The organism is Rossellomorea aquimaris (assembly GCF_003315075.1).
Taxonomy (GTDB): domain Bacteria; phylum Bacillota; class Bacilli; order Bacillales; family Bacillaceae_B; genus Rossellomorea; species Rossellomorea aquimaris_C.
This window is the reverse complement of sequence record NZ_QNRJ01000002.1, coordinates 59246-75845: the sequence shown is the minus strand read 5'-3', so window position 1 is coordinate 75845 and position 16600 is coordinate 59246. Positions and strand designations below refer to the sequence as shown.

Genomic DNA, 16600 nt, shown 5'->3' with positions numbered 1-16600 from the left:
GAAACATTTACATAGAAAGCAGTGAACGTATGACAAGAATTGAAAAAGAGAAAGTGATCGTTCTTATTGGTCCGACTGCTGTAGGGAAAACCAATACAAGTATAGAACTTGCCAAGAGGTATAATGGCGAAATCATAAGTGGTGACTCCATGCAGGTGTATAAAAAAATGAATATCGGTACCGCGAAAATCACACCTGAAGAGATGGAAGGAGTCCCACATCATCTGCTTGATATTAAAGATCCATGGGAATCCTTTTCTGTAGCAGACTTTCAGCAACTTGTCCGAAAGAAAATTTCAGAAATTCACTCACGTGGAAAAGTCCCTCTTATAGTAGGAGGTACAGGACTCTATATTCAGTCGGTATTATATGATTATCAATTCACTGAAACTCCAGGTGATGAACACTATCGTAATGAATTAGAATCAAGCCTTGAGAAAAATGGTTCCGAGTGGCTTCATGATCGGTTAGTTTCTGTGGATCCCGTTTCAGCAGGGAATATTCACCGGAATAATACCCGACGAGTCATTCGTGCATTGGAGATTTATCATTGTACTGGAAAGACAATGTCTGAGTATCAAGAAAAGCAATCCCAGGAGCTGCAGTACGATGTTGCTTTAATTGGGTTAACCATGGATCGTGAAAGACTTTATGAAAGAATAAATCTTCGCGTTGATCTGATGATGAAACAAGGTTTGTTAGAAGAAGTGAAAGGGTTATATGATGAAGGAATAAGAAATGTTCAGTCTGTTCAAGCCATTGGGTACAAAGAACTTTACGATTATTTTGATGGTACAGTCAGCTTGGAACGGGCAATAGAAAGCCTTAAGCAAAATTCAAGAAGGTATGCAAAGCGCCAACTTACTTGGTTCAGAAATAAAATGGATGTTGCCTGGTTCGATATGACAAATGACAGTCAGCGCACCAAAAATATTGAGGATATTTCAGAATTTATTGCAGGAAAGCTACAATTAAAGTCGAATAAGTAATGTAGAGATAGAAGAGGAGGACTAACCATGAAACAATCCATTAATATCCAAGATCAATTCCTTAATCAATTGAGAAAAGAGAGTTCACTATGTACGGTATTTTTACTGAATGGATTCCAAATCCGTGGACAAGTGAAAGGTTTTGATAACTTTACAGTGCTGTTTGAATGCGAAGGAAAACAGCAGCTTGTATATAAGCATGCCATTTCAACATTCGCCCCACAGCGTAATGTCCAAATAAATTTTGAAGAACAAAGCAATTAATAGGAAAAAACAGCGAAAGCTGCCCCGAGGGGCAGCTTTTTTTGTAGTCATGTTCAGTATGACTAATCATACATGACATGAATCTGATTCATGATTGCAAGAAATAATTAATGAAACGAAAAGTAATTGAATAGGATGATAAGAGAGGCTTTTTTTATATGTCCCTCACTTATAATGTTCCAATTTAGTTTTCAATAGTTATGAATAAGATGAAACGTTATGAAAAATAAACGAAGCAAAACACTCCGTATTTCTTTTTATTTCTCGGGAAAGCGCAGGAATAGACAGAATTCTTCTAATTTGTCGAAAAAAACAGGTGAAATATAGGCGTTTGTCACCCTAAAATCTTCAGGAGCGTATACTGTCTTAAGAATGGTGAGGTGAATCCATTGGATCAACCAATGAGAATGAAAAATAATGGTCAAATCAGCATTGTATTGAATTCTCAAAAACGGAGTTCAGTAAAAGATACGCTGAGGCATGATTCCGTTCCTCAGTCGCTCCCTCAAGAGCATGTCGCATTGAAAGAAATAGAAGAAGAGCTTGGATCTCTAGTTGGAATGGAAGAAATGAAGAAAATGGTGAAAGAAATCTATGCTTGGATATATGTTAATAAGAAACGGGAAACAATGGGGTTGAAAGCGGGAAAACAAGCCCTTCATATGATGTTCAAAGGAAATCCCGGTACAGGAAAGACTACTGTCGCAAGGATCATTGGAAAACTGTTCTTGAAAATGAATGTACTATCTAAAGGACATTTAATTGAAGCAGAGAGAGCAGATCTGGTTGGTGAATATATTGGTCACACAGCTCAGAAAACAAGAGACCTTGTCAAAAAAGCTTTAGGAGGAATTTTGTTCATCGATGAAGCGTATTCACTGGGCAGAGGGGGAGAGAAGGATTTCGGGAAAGAAGCCATTGATACACTTGTCAAACATATGGAAGATAAGCAGCATGAATTCATCTTGATCCTGGCAGGATACTCGAGGGAAATGGAACACTTTCTTACCTTGAATCCCGGCCTCCAATCACGATTTCCTCTCGTTTTTCACTTTCCTGATTATTCAGTTGATCAGCTGATGGAAATCGGCAGAAGGATGTTAGAGGAAAAGGAATATTTATTAAGTCATGATGCAGAAAGGAAGATTCGGGAACACCTTCACACAGCAAAAAATACATTATCTCCTATGGCGTTTTCAAATGGCAGGTATGTACGAAATGTATTAGAGAAGTCCATTCGTGCTCAGGCCATGAGGCTGTTAATGGAAAATTGCTTTGATCGACATGATTTATTAACAATCCGCAGCAATGATTTAATGTTTAACAGAGGGTCATCTGAATGACTATACTTAGTAAACATCTAGTAAAATAAAAATCTATAAAAAAATGCATTCATATGTGAATGCATTTTTTTATTATACATGTGCTCGTAAGCTCCTATTCGGTAACCTCCATTTATATAAATAGGATAGCACACGTAATGTTGTTGTAATCACGAATAAAGAGTAGAGTTCAAAGGCTGAATGGACAATTCCGAGCCCGATTGCCGCTCCACACAGGACTGCCCACACAGCATATATTTCTGATCGAAGCACCATAGGTTTACGACCGGCAAGGAGATCACGAATGATACCACCACCGCTCCCTGTCAGTACAGCTGCTACAATAATAGCACTTATCGGATGATTCATTTCAGAAGCATACAGTGCTCCTTGGATAGCAAAAGCTGAAAGGCCTATGGCATCAAAGAAATTCCCCCATTTTCTCCAGTGTTTTAGGAGATTATTAGGGAAAAGAAAGACAGCTGTAATGGCAAGGAGGGCAATCTGAAACAACATGCCTTGCTCCCATAGAGCGGAAACAGGGACGCCAATCAGTAAATTCCGAATAGCTCCTCCACCGAATGCTGTGACAATTCCTAATATATAAACACCGAGGATATCGTATTCCTCTTCCATGGCAATGATAGCTCCTGAAATAGCAAAAGCAATGGTACCTACAATACTCAATACTTCCCAAGTCATACACATTCCCCCTAACCCTATTACAATATGCTACATGCCATTATGTAGATTCTTGAATGAGTGTGATTTCGTAAATTCAAACATACTGATTTTAACACGTCTGCACTTAATTGCAACCATTTTTCACTGCTTTTAACATAGAGTTTACGAGTCGGATTTGGTATGATGAAGATGAAAATGAAATGTACAGAAAGAAGGATGTTTATTGAAGAATGAAATGAAGGAAAAAGTCATTCTGGTTGGCTGTCAACTGGAAGAAGATGACTTGCGTTTTCAATATAGTTTAGCGGAGCTTGAAGAACTGACTGAAACGGCTCAAGGTCAAGTAGTGGCTGCGCTCACTCAAAAACGGGACCGCGTTCATCCTGGTACATATATCGGGAAGGGGAAAGTAGAAGAGCTGGTCATGTTGGAAGAACAATTTGAACCGGACATCATCATATTTAATGATGAACTTTCTCCGAGTCAAATACGAAACTTATCGAAAGATTTACATGCAAGGGTGATCGATCGAACTCAACTGATCCTGGATATTTTCGCTGGGCGCGCCCGTTCAAGAGAAGGGAAATTACAAGTAGAGCTTGCACAACTTCAATACTTACTTCCAAGATTAATCGGTCAGGGAGCATCTCTCTCAAGATTGGGTGGAGGGATTGGAACAAGAGGGCCAGGTGAGACAAAACTCGAAAGTGATCGGCGTCACATTCATCGCAGAATTGATGATATTAAGAAACAATTACAAACCATTGTCGAGCATAGAGAAAGGTATCGTGAACGAAGAAAGCGAAATAAAGCCTTTCAAATTGCACTGGTAGGTTATACAAACGCTGGGAAATCGACTTTGTTTAATCGAATTTCATTAGCAGATTCTTATGAAGAGAATCAACTCTTCGCAACATTGGACCCGATGACAAGAAAAATGCCCTTGCCCAGTGGCTACTCAACATTACTTACGGACACTGTCGGATTTATTCAGGACCTCCCTACTACATTAGTAGCGGCATTTCGTTCTACCCTGGAAGAGGTGAAGGAAGCGGATCTGCTTTTACATGTAGTGGATAGTTCAAATCCAGATTACAGTCAGCAAGAAAAAACGGTTCAGTCATTATTGAAAGATTTGGATATGAACGGAATTCCTCAGTTAACGATTTACAATAAGCGGGATGTGGTGGACCCTGACTTTGTTCCGGGTAGTGAATGGGATCATATCATGATCAGTGCCTTGAACGAAGAGGATCGAGGTCAGCTTTTATTAAGAATAGAAGAAATCGTGAAAAAATATATGACATCTTATCATGTGCTCATCCCCGCAAGTGAAGGGAAGCTTCTTTCACAATTAAAAAAGGATACGATCCTAAGAAAATTAGAATTTAAAGAAGATAGCCAGGTTTACGAATTGACGGGCTATCACTTAGAAGATCATCCAATCGCAGGCAGCATCAAGAAATTTCAAAGGTAGAAGGGAAACAAAAACCTCATGTTTGAACAATTAGTGCACGGAAACACTCTAAAACCATTGGTAACAAAAGTTGAAGCAAGCATTAAAGATATACACAACCAAATTGAAGAACGAGCTGAAAATAACCAGTTCAAGGTGCTTAAATCTTTTCAAAAGCACCGTGTAAGCGATTCTCACTTCATACCTTCCACTGGTTATGGGTATGACGATGCAGGAAGAGACACATTGGAAAGTATTTATGCCGATGTATTCGGAGGAGAAGCAGGACTGGTGCGACCTCAGATTATTTCAGGTACTCATGCGATTTCCATCTCATTATTTGGTGTGCTTAGACCTGGGGACGAACTAGTGTACATAACGGGAAAACCATATGATACCCTTGAAAAAATTGTTGGGATTCGCGGCGAAGGAACGGGGTCACTGAAAGACTTTCAAATTGGCTATCAAAGTGTAGATTTACTCCAGTCAGGAAAGGTCGATTTTGAAGAGGTGGCAAAAACGATTTCTTCCAAAACAAAAATGGTGGGGATTCAGCGATCTAAAGGATATGCCAACCGACCTTCCTTTACTATAGAAGAAATCAAAGAAATGATTGATTTTGTAAAAGAGATCAACCCTGAAATGGTCGTCTTCGTTGACAACTGCTACGGTGAATTTGTAGAAGAGAGGGAGCCTTGTCACATCGGAGCAGACTTAATGGCAGGCTCCCTTATCAAAAATCCAGGCGGAGGTCTTGCTAAAACTGGGGGTTACATTGTAGGAAAGAAAGAATACGTAGAGGCATGTTCTTATCGAATGACCTCCCCTGGAATAGGGGCAGAGGCGGGGGCATCTCTTTATAGCTTGCAAGAAATGTATCAAGGCTTCTTTTTGGCACCCCATGTGGTGGCACAATCATTAAAGGGGGCCGTCTTCACATCGGCGCTCTTAACGGAACTTGGCATGAATACAAATCCAAGTCCCCATGCAAAGCGAACAGATTTAATCCAGTCCGTACAGTTCGATGACAGAGATAAGATGGTCGCATTTTGTCAGGCAATACAGTTTGCATCACCAATAAATTCTCATTTTACTCCATATCCCAACTATATGCCTGGCTATGAGAATGATGTCATTATGGCGGCAGGTACATTCATTCAAGGCTCCAGCATTGAATTATCCGCAGACGGACCGATAAGACCGCCTTATGTGGCATACGTTCAGGGGGGATTAACTTACGCCCACGTGAAAATTGCCGTTTGCTCAGCAGTAGATAATTTGATTGAAAAAGGTTTAATCACTGTGACAAAAGGATAATAAAGTAGTAATTGGATAGTCTAAATCTGACTATCCTTTTCTTCTGAATTCTTATGTAAGAAAAACTAACATTTGATTGACAGAACTCCTTACATTACATATAATAAGGTCAAGAAGGAAAACAAAAGGAGGAATCAGGATGAGCGGAAGTGAAATTCGTCGAACGATGGCATTATTCCCAATTAGTATTGTCATGCAGCTCACGGACCTAACAGCTCGTCAGATTCGATACTATGAAGAGCACCAATTGATCAGCCCTGCACGTACTGAGGGGAATCGTAGGCTCTTTTCCTTGAATGACATTGATAAGTTATTGGAAGTAAAGGATCTGTTAGATCAAGGCATCAACATGGCTGGGATTAAGAAAATATTTGCGGTATCCAGTCATAATGAAAGTAAAGTAGTATCTGACGTAAGTAATGAAAAGGAAGAAAAAGCACGACAGGATCTATCCGATGACGAGCTGCGTAAATTACTTCGAAATGAATTGATGCATTCTGGTCGATTTACTAAAGCATCTTTGCGTCAAGGTGACATGTCCCGCTTTTTTCATTAAATAATACCTTTAATAAACTTGAGGAGGAAACACGAAAATGGCAAAGTATACTAGAGAAGATGTTTTAAGATTAGCGAATGAAGAAGGTGTCAAGTTCATCCGACTTCAATTCACTGACATTCTGGGGACGATTAAGAACGTAGAAATCCCTCTTAGTCAGCTTGAGAAGGCATTAGATAACAAGATGATGTTTGACGGATCTTCAATTGAAGGATTTGTTCGAATTGAAGAATCAGATATGTACTTATTCCCTGATTTAGACACTTGGTTAGTATTCCCATGGACAGCTGAAAAAGGAAAAGTAGCCCGACTAATCTGTGATATCTACAATCCAGATGGCACACCATTCGAAGGAGATCCGCGTAACAATTTAAAGCGCATCTTAAGTCAAATGGAAGAGCTAGGGTTTACTGACTTCAATCTGGGACCTGAGCCGGAATTCTTCCTCTTTAAATTAGACGTAAATGGTGATCCGACATTAGAATTAAACGACAACGGTGGCTATTTCGATTTAGCTCCTACAGATTTAGGTGAGAACTGCCGTCGTGATATCGCATTAGAACTGGAAGAAATGGGATTTGAAATCGAAGCATCTCACCACGAAGTTGCCCCTGGTCAACATGAGATCGACTTTAAATATGCAAGTGCATTAAGAGCATGTGATGATATCCAAACATTTAAACTAGTGGTTAAAACGATTGCACGTAAGCATGGATTACATGCAACATTCATGCCTAAGCCTCTATTTGGTGTAAATGGATCAGGAATGCACTGTAACATGTCCCTATTCAAAAATGGGGAAAACTCTTTCTTCGATGAAAAGGGAGATCTGCAATTAAGCGATACAGCTCGTCAATTCCTTGCAGGTATCATTAAACATGCAACTGACTTTACAGCGATCACGAACCCGACTGTAAACTCATACAAGCGTTTAGTCCCTGGATATGAAGCACCTTGTTATGTTGCATGGTCTGCTCGTAACCGCAGCCCATTAATCCGTATCCCTGCTTCTCGTGGTTTAAGCACACGTGTTGAAGTCCGAAGTGTTGACCCGGCGGCTAACCCATACCTGGCAATGGCTGTATTACTGGCAGCTGGATTAGATGGAATCAAAAGTAACCTTCCAGCACCTAAGCCAATCGACCGCAACATTTATGTGATGGACAAAAAAGAGCGTGAAGAAGCCGGAATCGTAGATCTTCCAGCGACATTACACGCTGCATTAGAAAATCTTAAAACAAATGAAGTAATTGTTAAATCCCTTGGAGAACACATTTTCGAGCATTTCGTGGAAGCGAAAGAGATCGAATGGGATATGTTCCGTACACAAGTACACCCATGGGAGCGCGAGCAATACATTCAAATGTATTAATCCTTAATGATTGCTATTAATTAAAAGCAGTGGGTGGTAGCGAAAAATGCTACCACCCACTGCTTTTTTTAGAACCTACAAAAGTATAGAAAAAAATTAAGCCGCTATTATACATAGCGGCTTAACGAATTAATGCACTTGGCGATAAACTCCGACAACTTTTCCTAAAATGGATACATTACGTAAAATGATCGGTTCCATTGTTGAGTTCTCTGGCTGTAATCGTACAAAATCTTTTTCTTTGAAAAAACGTTTTACAGTTGCTTCATCTTCCTCTGTCATCGCTACGACGATGTCTCCATTATTCGCGGTTTGCTGCTGACGCACGATGACAAAATCCCCATCCAAAATCCCGGCTTCTATCATACTATCACCCATGATCTCAAGCATAAAGACCTGTTCATCTGAAGGTGCCATACGCTCTGGCAACGGGAAGAATTCTTCTACATTCTCTACGGCTGTAATAGGTTGACCGGCTGTCACCTTACCAATTAAGGGAACATTCACAACTCGTTGGCGTGGGATCGTATCCTCTTCAAGGTTTAAGATTTCAATGGCTCTTGGCTTAGTGGGATCTCTACGAATAAGACCTTTGCTCTCTAACCTGGCCAGATGTCCGTGTACGGTGGAACTAGAAGCAAGACCAACGGCTTCACCAATTTCCCGTACGGAAGGTGGATACCCTTTTTCTCTTACTGCAATTTTAATATATTCTAGTATGTCTTGCTGTCTTTTAGACAATTTTGTCATGTTCACGCACCTCTATTATAGATCTTATGTTCCCATTATAGCATGTCTTTCCAGTCGGTACAAACATAAGTTCGAATTTCTGTTGACACCAAACGAATGTTCGTATTACAATGAGTGTAACAAAAAAACAGAACAAACATTCGTATGGAGGTTTTATTATGTTAACACATATTTGGAATCGTTTCTCTTACATTATTATTTTATTTGTCTTAGCACTTTTATCAGCAGTTTATTTTCTAATAGTCACGGCAAGTCAACCTTCTTACCAAAGCATCACTGTTCAGGATGGAGATACTCTTTGGACTATTGCCAAACAGTATAATGAAGAATATTCTATGACAGTGGAAGAATTTATCGCATGGGTAGGAGAGGAAAATAATCTTACATCATTCTCAATCCAACCAGGTGAATCACTTGTGTTACCTATAGAAAATCCAACACTATCTACCCATTCAGATTATGAATTGGTAATGAACGAAGAATAGAGGGATAGAAGATGGAGGCAGTAATTTACTGCAGAGTCAGTACAAAGAAAGACACGCAGGAAACATCCTTGGAACGCCAAGAAGAGGAACTAGTGAAATTAGCGCAAGACCACCAATACGAAGTGGCTGCTATCATAAAAGATCAAGCAAGCGGTTTTGAATTAGATCGTCCTGGTGTTCTTGAACTTCTTGATTTGATTAAAGATGAGACGATTGGTGCTGTTCTCATCCAGGATGAAACAAGAATTGGCAGAGGGAATGCCAAGATTGCTCTCATTCACTGTTTACTAAAAGAGGAAGTCAAGATTATCAGTCAAACCCATAGTGGGGAGCTTCACTTATCTGAATCTGATTCTATGGTGATTAATATCGTAAGCATGGTTGAGGAGTATCAAAGAAAACTCCATAATTTGAAAATCAGACGAGGGATGAAAAGGGCAGTGGAAAATGGTTTTCAACCTCATAAAAATCTAAAAAATAAAGGAAATGTGGATGGAAGAGAGCGGATTGAAGTTCCGGTTGAGGAAATTGTCCGTTTAAGGAAGAACGAACTGACTTTTGCTGAAATTGCAGCAACATTAAGAGGGTTTGGGTATGATGTCTCAAAAGCTACGGTACATAGGCGTTTTAAAGAATATATGACTTCAGTTGAAAATGCGTAACTCTTGTTTTATCTCCTTGAATCTAGTAACATGACGATAGTATTACGTTCAAATTTTAGTTGTGTTTTAGAATTTGCTGACTATGCAATAAAGGAGTTTTTATAGATGCTTTCAAAAACGAAAATGAATCGAATCAATGAACTTGCCAAGAAGTCTAAAAGTAGCGGGCTAACCGAACAAGAAGCAAAAGAGCAGTCCAAGTTGAGAAAAGAATACCTGGAAACGTTTCGTCAATCGATGAAAGGGACCATTGAAAATACAAGAATCTTTGATCCGGAAGGTAATGAAGTGACACCTAAGAAGATTCAGGATATACAGACTAAAAAGAAAATGCATTAGATTAATGAACGGCCAGGTCCATTTTAAAATGGACCTGGCCGTTTTTTTCATTCTCAACCCTTATGAAATCATAAGGTTTTTTTATTTTCAACGATCATAAAGTCATGTTATCATTCAAGATAGTTGTATAAACTAACAAAGAAGATTAATATTAATAAGGTACATTAAAAGGAAGGATGTCTGACATATGTTTGATAACACAGATCAATTAGCAATTAATACAATCCGTACATTATCTATCGATGCAATTGAAAAAGCAGGTTCAGGACACCCTGGAATGCCTATGGGAGCAGCTCCGATGGCGTATGCTCTTTGGACAAGATTCATGAATCATAACCCGAAAAACCCTGAGTGGTTTAACCGGGATCGCTTCGTTTTATCCGCTGGTCATGGATCCATGCTATTATATAGCCTGCTTCATTTATCGGGTTATGACGTTTCAATGGAAGATCTTAAAGAATTCCGTCAATGGGGAAGTAAAACACCGGGTCACCCGGAATACAAACATACCCCGGGTATTGAAGCCACAACTGGACCACTTGGACAAGGAATCGGTATGGCCGTGGGTATGGCATTAGCTGAAAGGCATTTAGCGTCTACATACAATAAGGATCAATATGATATGGTAGACCATTTTACATATTCTATTTGTGGAGATGGAGACTTAATGGAGGGTGTGGCCTCTGAAGCAGCTTCATTAGCAGCGCACTTGAAATTAGGTCGACTAGTCGTTCTCTATGATTCAAATGATATTTCACTTGATGGAGAGTTAGACAAATCTTTCTCTGAAAGTGTGAAAGGCCGCTTTGAATCGTATGGTTGGCAATATATTCGTGTTGAAGACGGGAATGACCTTGATGAAATCTCCAAAGCAATCGAAGAGGCTCAAGGTGATACTAGCCGTCCTACGATGATCGAAGTTAAGACGGTCATCGGATACGGAGCTCCTAATAAATCAGGGAAATCTGCCGTTCACGGTGCTCCACTAGGTGAAGACGAAATGAAGCTTACGAAAGAAGCTTATCAATGGACGTTTGAGCAGGATTTCCATGTACCTGAGGAAGTTTACACCAGATTCGAGGAAAGAATCCAACAAGCAGGTTCTGAAAAAGAAGAAGCTTGGGCTGACCTATTCATTAAATACAAAGAAGAGCATCCAGAGCTTGCTGTCCAATTAGAAGCAGCAATCAAAGGTGATCTTCCAGAAGGTTGGGATCAAGAGATCCCGGTATATGAAGAAGGAAAAGCACTGGCAAGCAGAGCTTCCTCCGGTGAAGTGTTAAATGCGATTGCTAAGAAACTTCCTTCATTCATTGGTGGATCAGCTGACTTAGCCGGATCTAACAAGACGATGATTAAAGATGAAGCAGACTTCACCCATGAATCGTATGAAGGTCGTAATATCTGGTTCGGTGTTCGTGAGTTCGGTATGGGTGCAGCCATGAATGGTATGGCTCTTCACGGCGGTCTGCACGTATTCGGAGGGACATTCTTCGTATTCAGTGACTATTTAAGACCTGCTATCCGCTTAGCGGCTCTAATGGGCTTACCTGTGACATATGTATTCACGCATGATAGTATTGCTGTCGGTGAAGATGGACCTACGCATGAACCTGTAGAACAGCTCGCTTCACTTCGTGCCATGCCTAACCTTTCTGTTATCCGCCCTGGTGACGGAAATGAAGTTGCTGCAGCATGGAAATTATCCTTAGAGTCAAAGGATCAGCCTACGATGTTAGTTCTATCTCGTCAGGACCTCCCAACTCTTAAAGGTACTGCAGATAAAGCATATAACGGCGTAGATAAAGGAGCATATGTGGTATCTGCTTCCGGCAAGGAACAGCCTGATGCCTTACTGATTGCAACTGGTTCTGAAGTGCATTTAGCAGTAGACGCTCAAAATGCACTTGAAAAAGACGGAATCAGTGTATCTGTCGTAAGTATGCCGTCTTGGGATCGCTTCGAGAAACAATCAAAAGAATACAAAGAATCTATTCTGCCTAAGAGTGTGAAAAAACGTCTTGCTATCGAAATGGGATCTCCAATGGGTTGGGATCGCTATGTAGGAGACGAAGGCGACATCTTAGCGATTGATGGATATGGTGCATCTGCACCTGGAGCAAAAGTCATGGAAGAGTACGGCTTTACATCAGAAAATGTAGTTTCAAGAATCAAAGCATTGATTCAGTAATAATATAAAGACATCAAAGGTCGACTCCTTAATACTCTTAAAGGAGTCGACCTTTTTTAGGCTGAATGGAATTGTGAATTAAAAAAAGTATGTGTGAAAGAGAATGGGTACATGATGATAAGTCCCCATACTTTACAACTCGAGACAATCCCTGATATATTGAGTTACCTTGCCCTTCGACAAAACTAGTGTAGATTTTCAACAATTTCCGACAATGACTCCTCTCTAGTTGATTTATACTATATGAAAGAAAGGTAGGAGGGTGTAAAGGTGCGAAACTATCAAATCTATTGGATTGAAGAAATGTTTGTTCAGCACTATTATGGTCGGGAAAGAATATTCTATCAGCTGTTTTCCGAATGGGAAGCAAGTTCAGGGGAGCTTCACGATATCATCTCGAAACAAGTAAATTACATTACCAGGCCAATTCCATACCTTCCTACTCAAAGAATCCTGCAGCACGAGATCGGTAAAATTGAAGGAGCGGCTTGGGTTGATTCAGTTGCAACGATTGAAGGGGCCGATTCAGGCGCTACACTTGTTCTCAATGAAAAATGGATGACCCTTAATGCTTGGGGTCACGATGAATCTGAATATATATTTTTTGAGGTCCTGCGCAGAAATATGGGTCAATTGCTCGCGATCGATATTCAAAATGAACGTTTTGGGTGGTTGAAACCGATAAAACAAAGAAAATTTATATATTAATAAGAAATTATGACAGAAATATTGTATAATGTTTCATGGTTTAGTACACTTTTATAAGGACAACATGAAGGAGGAAGTAAGAGTATGTCAACGACTGGGTTACTTATTCTAGTTGGAGTTCTAGCATTACTTGCTGGAGTTGCACTAGGATTTTTCATTGCTCGTAAGTACATGATGAGCTATCTTAAGAAAAATCCACCAATTAACGAGCAAATGTTACGCATGATGATGATGCAAATGGGTCAAAAACCTTCCCAAAAGAAAATCAATCAAATGATGAATGCAATGAATAAGAACACGAAGTAATAGACAGAAGCACTCAGGTGATGAGTGCTTTTTCTATTTGTGACAAACTATTTACGATTATGAGCTTATAATCATTCTTTCGTCATTTAGGCTAAATGGATTATTTTAGTCAATTCAAAAAAACTTAATAATTATCATTCAGATTAAAATTGAATGTATGATAGAATATAGTCCGGAGGGAGTCATATGAAAAAATGGATGATTACTTCACTGTCTCTCATGATTCTTGTTGCCGGTTGCAGCAATAAGCCTCAAGAAGTGATGGATGAAGAAACACTTGAAATTCAAAATAGTGCAGCTGGAGAAGCGCGCGAATATTTAAATTATAAAGTGAACAAAGAGAAGAAATCAATCAATCGTGGTCTTATTACGATGATGATTAACAATCGCAGTGATATGGATGAAATCGAGACTGGCCTCATGTCTTTATCCACCGAGCATTTTTCACCGGAGGATTATGTATACCAGGAAGGTCAATATCTAAAAGGTCTAAATTCATGGCTGGGAAGAAAATCTAAATCAAATAAATCAGGGCTTAATCCTGCTCTCGAGATTAAGGATGATATGGGCTGGGAACAACAAATGGAGCTTGAAAAAAAGAATCCCATGTATCTCGCTTATATCCATGAACAGAACTACGTTGACTCTGAAGGAAAAATAAAAGGGATTTCCCTCGGTCTTGCCATGAATACCGTAGATTATATTCGAGTCGAAGATGAAAATAAGCTCATGCATTTTGATGAGGCAAAGATCGATGACCAACAGTTGGAAGAATACGGAAAGAAGATAGCTAACACCGTTGTCAGTAGGGTGAAAGCCAATAAGGAACTGAAAGATGTCCCTATACTGATATCCCTTTACAAACTTCAACCATTGAATAGCGTAGTGTCCGGCAACTATATTACTTCCAGTTATGTTGACGAAAATGATAAGTCTGCAAAAAAATGGAATGATGTAACGGATAAATATTATTACTTCCCTAGTGATGAAGGGGAAGAGAAGGACCGGGATCTACATAATCGGATACGTGATTTAGAAGATTATGTTTCGAAATATTTTTCACACCAGGATATTGAGTTTGTCGGAAAAGCCTTATACCAAAAGGACACCTTGAATAAACTCGTGATTGATGTACATACAGGAATGGTGAAAGAAACAGAACTAATAGGCTTTTCTCAGGCCATTGGTCCTGAAATTGTTGATTACTTCCCTCATACCCCCGTTTACCTATATGTGAAGACACCAAAGGGTCTGAAAGCAACCATTGTAAAAGAAGTGGACCAGGAACCATTTGTTCAAATCCATTAGTATAATATCAATTATAAAAACATCTCTTAAGACATTAAGAGGTGTTTTTTTTGATTATAAGTCTTATCAAAAAAAGATTTCTCATTTTTTTGAAATTTGGTAAAATAAAGAGTCGATTTATTCTAGATACGGGGGAGAGAGAATGAAAGTCTTTTTAGATTTAAAGTGGTTTTTTCTGCAAGAGAAAAAGTCATATATCACAGGAACCATCCTGCTTTTATTTGTTGCATTTCTTCAATTGATTCCACCAAAGATTGTAGGGATTATTGTGGATAGTATCAAAGAGAACTCACTGACCCGTGAAGACATGCTGAAATGGATTCTCATCCTTATCACCACGGCTCTATCCATGTACGGACTTCGATTTGTATGGAGGATCATGATTTTTGGTTCGGCGACCAAACTTTCCCGCTTGCTTCGGAATCGGTTGTATCATCATTTTACCAGGATGTCGCCCTCCTTTTATCAAAAGAGGAGAGTCGGTGATTTGATGGCGCATGCCACAAATGATCTTCAAGCGATTCAACAAACGGCAGGAGTCGGAGTATTAACGTTCGTAGATTCCATCTCTACAGGAGGTTTCGTGATACTGGCCATGGCTTTTACAATCAGTTGGAAGCTTACCCTTATTGCATTGATCCCAATGCCGTTCATGGCCATGCTGACGAGTTATTATGGTACCCATCTACATAAACGATTTCATAAAGCTCAAGAAGCATTCTCATCCTTAAATGATAAAACGCAGGAAAGTGTAACGGGAATCAAGGTTCTTAAGACGTTTGGACAAGAGAAAGAGGATATTGAATCATTTAGAAAGCAATCTGATGACGTAGTGCAGAAGAATATTGCTGTTGCAAAAGTGGATTCCCTTTTCGATCCAACTATTTCCATCATAGTAGGGATTTCTTTCTTTTTATCGATTGTATTTGGGTCAAGACTTGTCGTGAGTGGAGAGCTGACAATAGGAGAACTGATCTCATTTACTACCTATCTGGGACTTCTCATTTGGCCGATGCTCGCATTCGGCTGGTTATTTAATATTGTGGAGAGAGGGCGTGCGTCTTACGACCGTGTAACACAGCTGTTAAATGAAAGGGTAGACGTTGAAGATCATGAAGGGGCGTTGGATCGTGCGCCATCAGGAAATATAGAATATAAGATTGAGTCCTTTTCTTATCCAAATGATGATGTGCATGCTTTAGAGAATATTCACTTTTCCTTAAAGAAAGGTCAAACGTTAGGAATTGCAGGGAAAACGGGAGCAGGTAAAACAACGCTATTAAGATTATTACTAAGAGAATTTGAAGGGTATAAGGGCGAAATAACCTTCGGAGGGCAGATGATCCAGGGTTACAAATTATCCCGTTTACGTGAAAGTATTGGTTATGTGCCTCAAGATCATTTTCTATTTTCAGCCACGATTCTTGAGAATATAGCTTTCACTCATCCACTTACCCCCAAAGAAAAAGTGGAAGAGGCTGCCTCACTTGCGCATATTCATGAGGATATCGTTCATTTCAGTGAAGGATACGGAACTGTGGTTGGTGAAAGAGGGGTTTCTTTATCTGGTGGACAAAAGCAAAGGATCGCGATTGCGAGAGCCCTGTTAATGAATCCAGAGGTACTCATTCTTGACGACTCATTGTCAGCTGTTGATGCAAGGACAGAAGAATCCATTTTGACATCATTAAAGGAAAATAGAGAAGGAAAAACGACCATGATCACTTCTCATAGATTAAGTGCCATTCAACATGCAGATCTGAGCATTGTTCTCGATGAAGGGAAGGTCATGGAGAGAGGCACTCATAGCGAACTGATGATGAAAAAGGGATGGTACCGGGAAATGTATCTGCGTCAACAGTTAGAAGAAATAGTGGAGTATGGGGGATAA

The 16600-nt window shown here is 39.7% G+C and carries 17 protein-coding genes; 15 read left to right on the top strand and 2 right to left on the bottom strand.

Annotation, left to right across the window (positions count from 1 at the left end):
• Positions 1 to 29: 29 nt before the first annotated feature.
• The 3 genes from miaA (at position 30) to spoVK (ending at position 2596) form a co-directional block, all read left to right on the top strand.
• Positions 30 to 989, top strand: coding sequence for a tRNA (adenosine(37)-N6)-dimethylallyltransferase MiaA (gene miaA / locus DET59_RS02890; RefSeq protein WP_113968115.1), 960 nt, complete (start codon positions 30 to 32; stop codon positions 987 to 989).
• Positions 990 to 1016: 27 nt separating this feature from the next.
• A complete protein-coding gene (gene hfq, locus DET59_RS02885) occupies positions 1017 to 1253 on the top strand; it encodes an RNA chaperone Hfq (RefSeq protein WP_113968114.1) in 237 nt (78 codons plus the stop codon).
• A gap of 389 nt (positions 1254 to 1642) precedes the next feature.
• Positions 1643 to 2596 (top strand): stage V sporulation protein K, encoded by a 954-nt coding sequence (gene spoVK, locus DET59_RS02880; protein WP_113968113.1) that lies wholly within the window; start codon positions 1643 to 1645, stop codon positions 2594 to 2596.
• A 72-nt stretch (positions 2597 to 2668) separates the two neighbouring features.
• Here spoVK and DET59_RS02875 read toward each other — a convergent pair whose 3' ends face one another.
• Positions 2669 to 3277, bottom strand: coding sequence for a trimeric intracellular cation channel family protein (locus tag DET59_RS02875; RefSeq protein ID WP_113968112.1), 609 nt, complete (start codon positions 3275 to 3277; stop codon positions 2669 to 2671).
• Positions 3278 to 3494: 217 nt separating this feature from the next.
• Here DET59_RS02875 and hflX point away from each other — a divergent pair, with 217 nt between their 5' ends.
• The 4 genes from hflX (at position 3495) to glnA (ending at position 7960) form a co-directional block, all read left to right on the top strand.
• Positions 3495 to 4736 carry a GTPase HflX gene (hflX, locus tag DET59_RS02870; protein ID WP_113968454.1) on the top strand — a complete coding sequence of 414 codons (1242 nt, stop codon included), beginning with the start codon at positions 3495 to 3497 and terminating at the stop codon, positions 4734 to 4736.
• An 18-nt stretch (positions 4737 to 4754) separates the two neighbouring features.
• Positions 4755 to 6032 carry a methionine gamma-lyase family protein gene (locus DET59_RS02865; protein WP_113968111.1) on the top strand — a complete coding sequence of 426 codons (1278 nt, stop codon included), beginning with the start codon at positions 4755 to 4757 and terminating at the stop codon, positions 6030 to 6032.
• Positions 6033 to 6171: 139 nt separating this feature from the next.
• Positions 6172 to 6588, top strand: coding sequence for a MerR family transcriptional regulator (locus DET59_RS02860; protein WP_113968110.1), 417 nt, complete (start codon positions 6172 to 6174; stop codon positions 6586 to 6588).
• Positions 6589 to 6625: 37 nt separating this feature from the next.
• On the top strand, positions 6626 to 7960 hold the full coding sequence (gene glnA, locus DET59_RS02855; protein ID WP_113968109.1) for a type I glutamate--ammonia ligase: 1335 nt from the start codon (positions 6626 to 6628) through the stop codon (positions 7958 to 7960).
• Positions 7961 to 8089: 129 nt separating this feature from the next.
• On the opposite strand, the gene lexA is transcribed toward glnA, so the two are convergent.
• Positions 8090 to 8710 carry a transcriptional repressor LexA gene (gene lexA / locus DET59_RS02850; protein WP_113968108.1) on the bottom strand — a complete coding sequence of 207 codons (621 nt, stop codon included), beginning with the start codon at positions 8708 to 8710 and terminating at the stop codon, positions 8090 to 8092.
• A 158-nt stretch (positions 8711 to 8868) separates the two neighbouring features.
• On the opposite strand from lexA, the gene yneA reads away from it, so the two are divergent.
• The 8 genes from yneA to DET59_RS02810 all read left to right on the top strand — a co-directional run bounded on the left by yneA (position 8869) and on the right by DET59_RS02810 (position 16600).
• Positions 8869 to 9195 (top strand): cell division suppressor protein YneA, encoded by a 327-nt coding sequence (yneA, locus tag DET59_RS02845; protein ID WP_181778039.1) that lies wholly within the window; start codon positions 8869 to 8871, stop codon positions 9193 to 9195.
• Between the two features lie 11 nt (positions 9196 to 9206).
• Complete coding sequence (locus DET59_RS02840; RefSeq protein WP_113968106.1) at positions 9207 to 9857, top strand: YneB family resolvase-like protein; 651 nt, start codon at positions 9207 to 9209, stop codon at positions 9855 to 9857.
• A gap of 105 nt (positions 9858 to 9962) precedes the next feature.
• Positions 9963 to 10196, top strand: coding sequence for a DUF896 domain-containing protein (locus DET59_RS02835; RefSeq protein WP_113968105.1), 234 nt, complete (start codon positions 9963 to 9965; stop codon positions 10194 to 10196).
• Between the two features lie 187 nt (positions 10197 to 10383).
• Entirely contained in the window at positions 10384 to 12387 is a 2004-nt protein-coding gene (gene tkt, locus DET59_RS02830) for a transketolase (protein WP_113968104.1), read from the top strand.
• 270 nt (positions 12388 to 12657) lie between these two features.
• Complete coding sequence (gene sirA / locus DET59_RS02825; RefSeq protein ID WP_113968103.1) at positions 12658 to 13095, top strand: sporulation inhibitor of replication protein SirA; 438 nt, start codon at positions 12658 to 12660, stop codon at positions 13093 to 13095.
• A gap of 84 nt (positions 13096 to 13179) precedes the next feature.
• Positions 13180 to 13401 (top strand): YneF family protein, encoded by a 222-nt coding sequence (locus DET59_RS02820; RefSeq protein ID WP_113968102.1) that lies wholly within the window; start codon positions 13180 to 13182, stop codon positions 13399 to 13401.
• Between the two features lie 186 nt (positions 13402 to 13587).
• A complete protein-coding gene (locus DET59_RS02815; protein ID WP_113968101.1) occupies positions 13588 to 14709 on the top strand; it encodes a CamS family sex pheromone protein in 1122 nt (373 codons plus the stop codon).
• A 142-nt stretch (positions 14710 to 14851) separates the two neighbouring features.
• The gene (locus DET59_RS02810) at positions 14852 to 16600 is read left to right on the top strand and encodes an ABC transporter transmembrane domain-containing protein (protein WP_113968100.1); all 1749 of its coding nucleotides are present in this window, start codon (positions 14852 to 14854) and stop codon (positions 16598 to 16600) included.